The following is a 10,988-nucleotide window of genomic DNA, read 5'->3' as shown; positions in this document are numbered from 1 at the left end:
ACACAGCGCAAGGAGGTCGGGTAGAACATTCACCAGGACCCACCACCTGCGGAATTACGTGAACGCCGGGAGCGGGAATTACGTGAACGCCGACACCAAAACGACGTGCTACGTAGCGTCGAGTCACTCAACCGACCCGGCGACCACATGGCAGCCCGAAAATTGCTTGCTCTCGGTGATTGTCTGACCCCTGAGCAGGCCAGCGACCTCGACTTTGACCTGCGCGCGCACATCACGGCCTCAACTGGCGAGCCTAAGGTCAGGGAGCACCGTGCACCGGCGCCGGGCTGACGCGGTTGCGGTCGGCTCTCGGCAAGACTGGTTCAGTGAATCGCCTTGTGCTCGAGAGCAAAAGAGCAAAAGCCTCATAGGCGGCGATGATGAGTTGTACAGAGGCCTGGTTATCCTGTTCGTGTCGCTGACGCCGGCTCTGATCGCGGCCGGGCGGGGCTATCTGGCACGCCGGCGCGCCGCAAAAGACAAGCCCGACCTGGTGCTGCCTGAATAATCAGGGCCGCTTTGTGCTGCGGTATTGAACGAAGCCGTCGAGCAGTTCTGGCCGATCGATCGAGCTCTGCTGCGCGGCGTCGCCCGGCACCGCCCCGAGCAAGATCCGCTTGATCGGGATTTCCAGCCGCTTACCGGTCGTCGTCCGCGGGATACCGGGAACCGCCAAGATCGCGTCCGGCACGTGCCGCGGAGATGCGCCGTTGCGGATCGCCGCAACGATCCGGGACCGCAGCTCCTCGTCGAGTTCGGCACCGTCCTCTAAGTGCACGAACAACGGCATCCAGTAGCCGCCGTCGTCCTGCTCCACTCCGACCACCAGGCAGTCGCGCACCTCGGGCAGGCGCTCCACCGCGCCATAGATCTCGGCGCTACCCATCCGGACACCCAGCCGGTTCAGGGTGGCATCCGAACGACCATGCACCACAACGGATCCCCTGTCGGTGATGGTGATCCAGTCGCCGTGACACCATACGCCGGGGTACTTGTCGAAGTAGGCGGCGCGGTAGCGGCTGCCGTCGGCGTCGTTCCAGAAGAAAACCGGCATCGACGGCATCGGCTTGGTCAACACCAGTTCGCCCTCTTCCCCGATGACCGGGCGCCGGAGACCGGCCCAGGATTCGATGGCCGCGCCCAGGCACAGGCAGGACAGCTCACCGGCCACCACCGGCACAATCGGGGATCCGCCGATGAAGGCGGTGCATACGTCGGTGCCACCGCTGATTGAAATCACCGGAACCGCCCGGCCGAGGCCCTCTTGTACCCAGCGGAAGCCGGAGGCCGGCAACGGTGAGCCGGTGGAACCCACCGCGCGCACCGAGTCCAGCGGGTACGACGCACCTGGTTTTAGCCCCTTCTTGGCGCAGGCCAGCAGATAGCCGGCTCCGGCTCCGAGCACCGTGACACCGGCATCGGCGGCGACCCGCCACAGGCCATCGGTACCCGGGTGGGTCGGGCTGCCGTCGTAGAGCACGATCGTGGAGTCGACCAAGAGCCCGGACAACAGGATGTTCCACATTGCCCAGCTGGTGGTCGAGTACCACAGGAGGCGGTCGCCGGGGTGCAGGTCCAGTTGCAGGCTCAAGTACTTCAGGTGCTCCAGCAGCACACCGCCGTGGCCGTGCACGATGCCCTTCGGTTTGCCAGTGGTCCCGGACGAGAACAGCACCCACAGCGGGTGTGCGAACGGGACCGCAACGATGTCCAGGGCGGCATCCGCCTGGACCGCCGTCGCCCACGGCACCACTTGGTCTTGGCTGGTGCAGCTTTCCAGGTCCAGTCCGAGCCGCGGCACCACCACGGTGGCGCGCAGCGGGGGCATCGCCTGCCGGATCGTGGCGAGCTCGGTGCGCCGATCAAAGCGTTTGCCGTCGTACAACGAGCCGTCGGTGGCCACCAGCACGGTCGGGTCCAGCTGACCAAGCCGCGCGATCACGCCGTCGACGGCCAGGTCCTGGTTGCACACCGCCCAGATCGCGCCCACGCTTGCCGAAGCCAGGGCGGCGACGACGGCCTCGGCGACATTGGGCAGGTACCCGACCACGCGATCGCCGGATTTCACCCCGACACCCCGTAGGTAGGCCGCGAATGCGGCGGTCTCGGCCTGCAGCCGCGCCCACGACCACTCGGTCGAGCCGTCTTCGCCGACGACTATCAGGGCAGGGCGCTCGTCTGTGGCGTGTCGAAACACCTCGCTGGCGTAGTTCAGCGTGGCGCCGGGGAACCACTCGGCGCCGAGCATATTCCGGTTGGCCAGCACCGCGGTCGGGGCACTGGCCGCCTCGATGTCGTAGTAGTTCCACACGGCGTCCCAGAACCAGTCAATGTCATCCACCGACTTCGCCCACAGCTGTTGGTAATTGGCGTAGTGGCCGCGTCCGGTCTCGGCCAGCCAGGCCATGAAATGGGTGAGGTTCGCTGCGGCCAGGGTTGTCTCGTCCGGGCTCCAGCCGCCGGGTTCGCTCATGTCTCGCTCATATCGAGGGGCCGATCGCCGCCGTCGCTTGCACGGCGGTGACCTCACCGGCAGCTTCCATCAGCATCCACCCCGACAGTTGTACCGAAAGGTCCCAACAGCACGTGTGTTTCCGGGTCGATCAGCGTGCTGTCGATCCAGTCGGCCATCCGCTGGGCCCGCCGTAGCCGGTCTGGGTAGCGGGGCAGAAAGATTCCCGCGGGAGCGTTGGCTCGGGGCGTTGAAGAACTGGTCTTGCTTGCGCCACGGGATACCGCCGCCGTCCTCAGGCACCCACGCTTTGACGAACTGGTCGGTGAGCTTAGGCAGTGCGCTTCTGCGCTGGACACCGGCCAGTCGCGCGGTGCGCCAGCGCCAGCCACGCCATGTCGTCGTAATAGCTGTTGATCCACGACCCGTTGTTGGGCAGCCGGTGTGAGCGGACCTGCCGGTTGATCTTGGTGTGGCGTTGCGGCTGCGGGTCACGCACTTGCGCATCGACCAGGCACAGCAGGTGCGTCCGCCGCCAGTAGCGCAAGGTGCCGAGTGTGCGTCCAACGCGGGAAATCCGCCCTCAGCGCCATCTCGAGTGGAATCTGGCGCATCAACAAGTGCGACTTCGGCTCGTCCATGCATCGGACACCCCACAATTAACGCCGTCGACGGTCATCGCGGGCGACCACAAGACCGAGTTTCTCGAAGTCGAGGGTGGAGGCGGTGATACCGCGTTCGCGCAGCTTGAACTTTTGCACCCGGCCGTTGACGTTGGCCGGGAGCGACTCGAGCACCTCGACGTAGCGCGGGATTGCATAGTAGGGCATCGACTTTCGGAAGAACTCGAACAATTCCTGCGGTTCGAGGTCGCATCCTCCGGCCAACACCAGGCAGACCTTGACGTCGTCCTCACTAAGGTCGGAGGGCACGGCGTGCACGGCGGCTTGAGCGATCGAGGGGTGCCTGACGATGGCCTGTTCGAGTTCGATCGAGGATACGTTCTCGCCACGACGGCGCAACGAGTCCTTTTTCCTGTCGGCGAACCAGAAATATCCCTCGTCGTCGACACAGCCGCAGTCCCCTGTGTGGTGCCAGAGGTTCCGAAATGTGCGTACCGTCGCGGCGTCGTCGTCCCAATACCCGGAGAACAGGCGGAACGGCTCGTCGGGCCGCACGACTATCTCGCCGGCCTCCCCCATCGGCACCTCACGGTCGTGATCGTCGACGATTTTCACCTGCAATCCTCTGGTCAGCTTGCCCATGCTGCCGGGGTGGCGTTTGTCACGCGGATCGCCCAGCAGCACCGGCCAGCATTCCGACTGGCCGAAGACCTCGGAGAACGGGGCTATGCCGAAGCGCTTTTCGAACTGCTCGATGAATTCAGGTGTCGACGGCGTGAAGGTGATGTGGCGCAGCTTGTGGTTGCGGTCGTCCTCGTGGGGCGGCTGGGCCATGATCGCCATGCCCATCGCTCCCATACCGAGCGCAGCAGTGGCACCGGTCTCCCGAATGCGTGCCATATAGGTGCTTGCGTGGAACGCGGGTTCCACGATCGCGGATCCGCGAACAGCCAATGCCGCTGCGACGAGCCAGGTTTGGCCGCTGAAGTGGAACAGCGGATTGGCTCCGAAGATGATGTCACCCTTCTCATACCAGCCGTGCTCGACGAACACGTTGATGAGGTTGCAGTAGTAGCCGTGGGTGATGGTGCAGCCCTTTGACGGGCCGGTCGTGCCCGAGGTGTAGATGATCGCACACACGTCGGTGGGTTCGATCTCTGGCTCCGCAAGAGCCACACCGGCGTCCTGCAGCTGCGTGTAGTGCAGGTCGGGCTGAAGCGTCGTGTCCTGGGATGGCTGACCTACCAGGACCAGTCGCGGCCGCTCGGTGAGGGTCGCAAGAATCGGTGCGAGCAACTCAAGGGCTTCGCTGTCACCGATGTAAACCTTGGGGGCCGTCTGAACAAGCTGGTGGTGCAGAAAATCTCCCCGCAGGTAGGTGTTGAGCGGGACCTGGATGGCACCTGCTTTGGCTACGGCATAGATGAGCACGATGTTCTCGATGCGGTTGGGCAAATTGATCGCGACCCGGTCGCCTTTGCCCACTCCCGCCGCCTGCAGCGCCGCAGCAACGCGATCGGACTGCGCGTCGAGTTCGCCGAGAGTGACCCAGTCGCTGTCACATTGGACGAAGGGCCGGCCGGAGTCCAGTGCAGCTTCCTCGCGCAGCCATGCGCCAAGGGTCCGTCCAAAGCGGTGATCAGCGTGAGCCATTGGTCACTCCCTTCCGGTTGGGTCGTGCACCGAGGATGAGCTCAGCCGCCCGCTCGCCGATCATCATCGAGGGGGCGTTGGTGTTGCCCGTGGTGATGGTGGGCATGATGCTGGCATCGGCGACACGCAAGTTGGCGATGCCGTGCACTCTGAGCTCAGGGTCGACCACCGCGAGGTCGTCGATGCCCATTTTGCAGGTCCCCACTGGGTGGTACGACGGTGTCACCGTGCGGCGCACGTACTGCTCCCAGTCGGCATCGGTGGAACAGTGCGCCTCGGGTTCGAGTTGTCCGTCGGTGATTTCTGCCATCGCCGGCTGAGCCATCACGCGCTGCACTTCGCGCAGCCCACGCAGGCAGTCTCGCAGGTCGTCTGGGTCTGCCAGGAACTGATACGAGATGCGTGGCATGGCGTCAGGAGCTGATCCACGTAACGTGATCGATCCACGGGTACGGGGCCGCAGGAACGTCGACGACGACAGGAAGCCCTGCTCCTTGGCCTGCTGCACGTTGAACATTCCGTTCTCGTCGACTGCCCGAGTGATGGCAAAAGGGACGAACTGCAGCTGGAGATCGGGAGCCTCCAGACCGGGATCGGTGCGTGCCATACACTGCACCTGCACCATCGTCATGGCCAGCAGACCACTGCCGTTGCGCACGTAATCGACCAGCCCTTTAACAGCGGTGCCGATGCGCATTTTGTTGATGGTGGGGATCTTTGCCCGCCAACGCTGCATCAGGTAGGGGTGTTCGTGCAGATTCTGCCCGACGCCGGGAAGATCGAGCACAGTGTCGACACCTGCGTCGGAAAGCGCTGCGCGCGAACCGATTCCGGACAGTTGGAGGAGCCGCGGCGATCCAATGGAGCCAGCGCTAATCACCACCTCGTCGCGTGCCCGCGCCTGCTTCACAGATCCGTCGTGTCGGTAGACGACGCCGACAGCGGTCCGCCCCTGGAGCAGAATTCGGTGCACGTAGCTCTGGGTGCGAACCGTCACCTTGCCTTTCGGCGCGACGCGTCGCAGGTACTCCCGCGAGGACTGCGAGCGGGTTCCGCGGCGATGATTCACCTGGGCAAGCCCGACTCCGTCCTGGGTGGCCCCGTTGTAGTCGGGATTGGACGGGTAGCCGGCCTGCAGGCAGGCCTGCACGTAGGCCATGTTGGCCTGCCCGCGGTTGGTCTGAACATTCACCGAAATCGGGCCCGATCCGCCGCGCAAGTCGCTGGCCCCGCCCTCCCAGGTCTCCATGCGCTTGAATGAGGGCAGCACACAGTCGTAGTCCCAGCCGGTGCATCCGTTCTTGGCCCAGCCGTCATAGTCGGCCCGGTTGCCGCGGACGAACACGCACGAATTGATCGAGCCTCCACCGCCCATTACCTTGCCGGCCATCCAGGCTTCGGGATTGCCGGTGCGCGTGGGGTCCGGGTCAGCCGGGTATTTCCAGTTGGCTTTCTGGTAGGCGATAGCCACTGCGGCTGGGATCCGTACATCGATACGCCGATCGCTGCCTCCGGCTTCCAGTAGCAGCACGTCGGCCCCGGCTTCAGCCAGCCGGGCTGCCACCACTGATCCAGAGGATCCTCCACCAACGACGACGTAGTCGAAAGTTTCACCGCTCGTAGTCACCTATCAGCCTTCCTTCCTCAACAACACTGAGGCCTAATAGCTCTTGGGGAGCCCGAGGACATGCTGGCTGATGTAGGCCAAGATCAGTTCTTGAGGAATCGGCGCGATCTTCATCAGCCGCGCTTCGCGCCAGTACCGCGCAATGTGGTATTCCTCGGCGTAGCCGAATCCACCGTGGACCTGCATGGCCGTATCGGCAGCCTGGAAGCCGGCGTCGGCGCCCAGCAACTTGGCCATGTTCGCTTCGGCGCCGCTGGGCAGGCCGCGATCCAGCATCCAGCCGGCGCGCCGGGTGACCAGCTCGGCGGCCTCTAGCCGGGCATAGGCCTCGGCCAGCGGAAACGCGACACCTTGGTTTTGGCCGATAGGTCTGCCGTACACCACGCGCTGGTTGGCGTAGCCGACCGCGCGGCGCAACGCCGCCTGGCCGGTACCGATGGCCTCCGAGGCGATCAGCACTCGTTCGGCGTTGAGCCCGTCCAGAAGGTAGTAGAAGCCCTTGTCCTGCTCGCCGACGCGGTCGGCGGCCGATACGACCACGTCGTTGTAGACCGTCTCGCACGAGGACACCGCGTTGCGGCCGGCCTTGGCGATCGGGGTGATGGTGACGGCGGGGTCGTGCAGGTCGACCATGAACAGCGTCAACCCGTCGGTGCGACGCTGACACTCCTGGACCGGTTTAGTCCGCGCCAGCAACAGCACCCGGTCGGCGTCCTGGGCTTTGGAGGTCCAGACCTTTTGGCCCCGAACGACATACGAGTCGCCGTCGCGGATGGCCCGGGTCTTGATCGCCAGCGTCTCGGTACCCGCGTCGGGTTCGGTCACACCGAACGCCACATGCAACTCACCGGAGGCGACCCGGGGCAGGTACCGCTGCTTGATGTCGTCGGAGCCGTGCAGGATGAGCGGATGCATACCGAAGATTGACAGGTGGATGGCGCTGCATCCGTTCATCGCCGCGCCGGAGGCGGCGACTTCCTGCAGGATGACTGAGGCTTCCAGCAGCCCGCGGCCGCTGCCGCCGTAGGCTTCGGGTATCGCGATGCCGATCCAGCCGCCCTCGGCGAGCGCCCGGTAGAAATCCCACGGAAACTCGTGGCGGCTATCGCGCTCGGCCCAGTAGTCGTCGTCGAACTTTGTGCAGACCGCGCGCACACCCTCACGGATCAGGTCCAGATCGATGTCAGCCGAGAAGTCCACTGTTCACGCCCTCTCGGTTAGGCGTCGGCCGGCGAGCGCTGCACCGACTTGAGCTCGTAGAACTCTGCCAGCCCGTGATGGCCCAGCTCGCGGCCGTTACCGGACTGCTTGTAGCCGCCGAACGGTGCGAGCATGTTGAAGAACGAGCCGTTGATGTCGACCGCGCCGGTGCGCAACCGCTTCGCAACACGCAATGCGCGGTCGCGGTCGGCTGACCATACGGCGCCCGCCAGTCCGTACTGGCTGTCGTTGGCGATGTCGACCGCTTCGTCCTCGTTGTCGTAGGGCAGGATCGACAACACCGGCCCGAAGATCTCCTCGCGGGCAATCCGCATGTCCCGGCGGACGTTGGAGAACGCCGTCGGTGTGACGAAGTAGCCGGGCGGCACATCGGTCGGTGGCTGGGTGCCCCCGTAAATGAGCGACGCGCCCTCGCTGATGCCGATGTTGACATAGTCCCAGACCTTTTGGCGCTGAACGGCCGTCGCGAGAGGTCCCATTGTGGTGGCCGGATCCAGCGGATCACCCAGGGTGTAGGTCGCCAGGCGGGCGCGGACAAGGTCCTCCACCTCGGCAAGGCGCTCCCGGGGTACCACCATCCGCGTCCAGGCGGTGCACACCTGGCCGGTGTTGGTGAAGCAGTTGGCCACCCCGACCTTGACCGCCCGCGCCAGGTCGGCGTCGTCGAGAATGATGTTGGCCGACTTGCCGCCCAGTTCGAGGGCCACCCGTTTGACCGTGCGGGCCGCGACCTCACCGATCCGGCGCCCGGCCGCTGTCGAGCCGGTGAAGGTGATCATGTCGACGTCGGGGTGGGCGACCAAGGCTTCGCCGACGACTGGTCCGGTACCGGACACCAGGTTGAACACCCCCGGGGGCAGCCCGATCTCGTCGATGATGTCGGCCACGATGAAGGCGCTCAGCGGCGCCACCTCGGACGGCTTGAGCACCACGGTGCAGCCGGTCGCCAGCGCGCCGCCCACTTTGCCGATCACTTGCTGCAGGGGAAAATTCCATGCCGTGATCGCGGCGACGACGCCGATGGGTTCCCGCAGCACCAGCGATTCGCCGATCTGCTCCTCGAGGGGGAAATCAGCCATCAGCTCGCGGTAGCTGTCCAGAACGCGGCGCGGCTGACCCAACTGCACCGCCGTGGACACCCGCAGCGGGGTACCTACCTCGGTGGAAATCAGCCGGGTGAGTTCATCGGCGCGCTCGTCGAGCTTTTTGGACAGCTGCGCCAGGATGTCGAGCCGAACGTCTAGCGGCGTCTGTGACCACGCCGGGAACGCCGCGCGCGCTGCTGCCACCGCCGCCCCGGCGTCGTCGACCGTGCCGTCGGGGATGTGGCCTATGACCTCACCGGTGATGGCCGAATCGACTTCGATGACGCCGCCCGAAGAGCCCCGCCAGGCTTCGTCGATATAGACGTGATCGCGATCGTGGGTGCTCATGACAGCAGCCCTGGGGTTTTAGCATGTAGCTTGCGCATTTTGGTGATCCATTCGTCGTAATTGGCGGCCTTGCCGCGGAAGTACTTCTCCACCGACGGGTGAGTGAGAATCAGGAACTGCTCCGTTTTCATCCCCTCAACAACGCGGTCGGCTGCGTCCTCGGGTGTGATCGCGCCGGCGACCGCGAACCATTCGCCCTGGGCGCCCCGCAGCATCGCGGTACGAACTCCCTCGGCGACGATGCAGGACACCCGAATCCCGTTGCCGCCGTAGTGAATCGACAGCCATTCGGTGAGCCCAAGCACGGCGTGCTTGCTGGTGGCGTACGGGGCGTTGCCCAGGGCAGTCAAAAGGCCTGCCGCGGACGCGTTTTGGATCAGGTAGCCCGATCCGCGTTCGAGCATGTGCGGCAGCACCGCCCGCGCCGCGTAGACCTGCGGCATGACGTTAACATCCCATACCCGTTGCCACGCCTGGTTGGAGGCCCATGGATTTCCCCGCTCGTGCAGCGGTGTGACACCGTCGTGTGGTTCGCCCCACAGCACTCCGGCGTTGGAGACGAAAACGTCGATGCGGCCGAATTGAGCGAGGGTGGTGTGAACAAGATGGACGATTTGGGCTTCGTCAGAGACATCGGTGACCACACCCGAGCCGCCGATCTCGTCGGCCACGCGTGCAGTGCCCGGCGCGTCAATGTCGGCGACGACCACCGCGGCGCCCAGGGCGGCAAACCGCCGACACATGGCCTCCCCCATGCCGGCGGCACCACCGGTGACGACGATGACCTTGTCTGCTGGTTCCACTGGCCTAGGCCAGCTTCGTCAGTTTCGCCGCGGTGTCCCACATGACCTTGCGTTCGGAGACGGGATCGTTGAGCTCGGCGGCGACCTTCTCATACTGGCGCGGTTCGGCCAGGCCCTCCGGGTGCGGATAATCCGAGCCGAACAGCACCTGGTCGACGCCCAGATGCTTGACCACCTCCAAGAGGTTGTCCTCCCAGAAGGGGGCTACCCACACATGCTCGCGGAACTGCTCAACGGGATTCGAGGCGAAGTAGCCGGGCCGTTGGAATCCGGCGCGGTTGAGCCCGGAGATTAACAGCGGCAGGAACTCCGCCCCGTTTTCCACCGAGGCGATGTGGAGGTTCGGGAAGCGCTCGAAGAGCTTGTCGCACGTCACCGCCGCGAGGTAATTGGCGATTGCCCGCTCGTGTCCGACGGCGATCTGCAGTGGGGAGGCGATCTCGCCGATGATGTTGGTGCGGTGTTCGACGTACTTGTCGAGGCCGGCGCCGCCGACCTCGCCGACATGGACGACCGCGATGGCCCCGGCCTCCTGCAGGCGGGCCCAGATCGGGTCGAAGATTTGATCACCGGGAGAACGCCAGCCTCCGTCGGTGTAGGTAGCCTGTGCCCGCACGACGAAGATGCGGGCATCATGGGCCAGCCCGTGTTCGATCTCTTCAATGGCGGTTGGGATGTCCGCGAAAGTCAGGTAGGGCGAACTGAAGATGCGGTCCTGGTAGTTGTAGCCCCAGTCATCGAGCAGCCAGCGATTGAAGGCCTTGAAGGCCTGCGCGGCGGCGGGCGGGTCGTACTGCAGCCCCTCTTCGTAGCCCATCGCCAGCGACGGCAGCATCCACACCGCCTGCAGTCCTTGTTCGTCCATCTTGGCTAACCGGTCGTCGCGGTTGCGGTAGTGGCGCGGAATTGGTTCGCGCTCGGACAGGATGTCGAGAAGGGAACGCTTCTGCGGATTGCCGCGGAAGTAGTCGGCCATCGCCCCCGGCTTCACAATGGGGTCGAAGGTGGGGTTGGTGACGGTGTGGTCGATCTTGCCGCCGACGATCTGGCGGGTGCGGCCGTTGATGACCGCGGTTTGTACAGTGCGCTCGCGCCACGCTTTGGGGCAGTGCCGGGTAAAGGCGTCAAGCGGCTCGTAGTAGTGCTGGTCGACGTCCAGCACCGGGAGATGGTCTA

Annotated in this window: 8 protein-coding genes and 1 pseudogene; 1 reads left to right on the top strand and 8 read right to left on the bottom strand. The window is 65.0% G+C overall.

Annotated elements, in window-relative coordinates; translation table 11 throughout:
• Positions 1-105: 105 nt before the first annotated feature.
• Entirely contained in the window at positions 106-291 is a 186-nt protein-coding gene (locus AAHS21_RS30580; RefSeq protein ID WP_342931120.1) for an oxidoreductase C-terminal domain-containing protein, read from the top strand.
• 217 nt (positions 292-508) lie between these two features.
• Here the strand turns inward: AAHS21_RS30580 and AAHS21_RS30575 are convergent, their stop codons facing one another.
• The 8 genes and pseudogenes from AAHS21_RS30575 to AAHS21_RS30540 form a co-directional block, all read right to left on the bottom strand.
• Positions 509-2,473, bottom strand: coding sequence for an acetoacetate--CoA ligase (locus AAHS21_RS30575; RefSeq protein ID WP_342931119.1), 1,965 nt, complete (start codon positions 2,471-2,473; stop codon positions 509-511).
• Positions 2,474-2,580: 107 nt separating this feature from the next.
• A pseudogene (locus AAHS21_RS30570) lies at positions 2,581-3,005 on the bottom strand (fructose-bisphosphate aldolase); the annotation flags it as partial.
• Positions 3,006-3,111: 106 nt separating this feature from the next.
• The gene (locus AAHS21_RS30565) at positions 3,112-4,728 is read right to left on the bottom strand and encodes an AMP-binding protein (RefSeq protein ID WP_342931118.1); all 1,617 of its coding nucleotides are present in this window, start codon (positions 4,726-4,728) and stop codon (positions 3,112-3,114) included.
• Positions 4,715-6,355, bottom strand: a complete 1,641-nt coding sequence (locus tag AAHS21_RS30560) for a GMC family oxidoreductase N-terminal domain-containing protein (RefSeq protein WP_342931117.1) — start codon at positions 6,353-6,355, stop codon at positions 4,715-4,717. Before AAHS21_RS30560 ends, AAHS21_RS30565 begins: the two co-directional genes overlap by 14 nt.
• Positions 6,356-6,388: 33 nt before the next feature.
• Positions 6,389-7,555: an acyl-CoA dehydrogenase family protein gene (locus AAHS21_RS30555; protein ID WP_342931116.1), complete on the bottom strand. Its 1,167-nt coding sequence runs from the start codon at positions 7,553-7,555 to the stop codon at positions 6,389-6,391.
• A 17-nt stretch (positions 7,556-7,572) separates the two neighbouring features.
• Positions 7,573-9,009, bottom strand: coding sequence for an aldehyde dehydrogenase family protein (locus AAHS21_RS30550; RefSeq protein WP_342931115.1), 1,437 nt, complete (start codon positions 9,007-9,009; stop codon positions 7,573-7,575).
• Positions 9,006-9,812: an SDR family oxidoreductase gene (locus AAHS21_RS30545; protein ID WP_342931114.1), complete on the bottom strand. Its 807-nt coding sequence runs from the start codon at positions 9,810-9,812 to the stop codon at positions 9,006-9,008. Before AAHS21_RS30545 ends, AAHS21_RS30550 begins: the two co-directional genes overlap by 4 nt.
• 4 nt (positions 9,813-9,816) lie before the next feature.
• Positions 9,817-10,974: an amidohydrolase family protein gene (locus AAHS21_RS30540; RefSeq protein WP_342931113.1), complete on the bottom strand. Its 1,158-nt coding sequence runs from the start codon at positions 10,972-10,974 to the stop codon at positions 9,817-9,819.
• Positions 10,975-10,988 lie beyond the last annotated feature (14 nt).

Source organism: Mycobacterium sp. 050272 (assembly GCF_039023525.1).
Taxonomy (GTDB): domain Bacteria; phylum Actinomycetota; class Actinomycetes; order Mycobacteriales; family Mycobacteriaceae; genus Mycobacterium.
Note: the sequence above shows the minus strand (reverse complement) of the source record. Positions and strands in the feature narration are given on the sequence as shown.

What these genes read in the sequence shown, in the direction of transcription:
- AAHS21_RS30575 (WP_342931119.1), bottom strand. Translation starts at nt 2,473, where the DNA reads ATGAGCGAACCCGGCGGCTGGAGCCCGGACGAGACAACCCTGGCCGCA.
- AAHS21_RS30565 (WP_342931118.1), bottom strand. Translation starts at nt 4,728, where the DNA reads ATGGCTCACGCTGATCACCGCTTTGGACGGACCCTTGGCGCATGGCTG.
- AAHS21_RS30550 (WP_342931115.1), bottom strand. Translation starts at nt 9,009, where the DNA reads ATGAGCACCCACGATCGCGATCACGTCTATATCGACGAAGCCTGGCGG.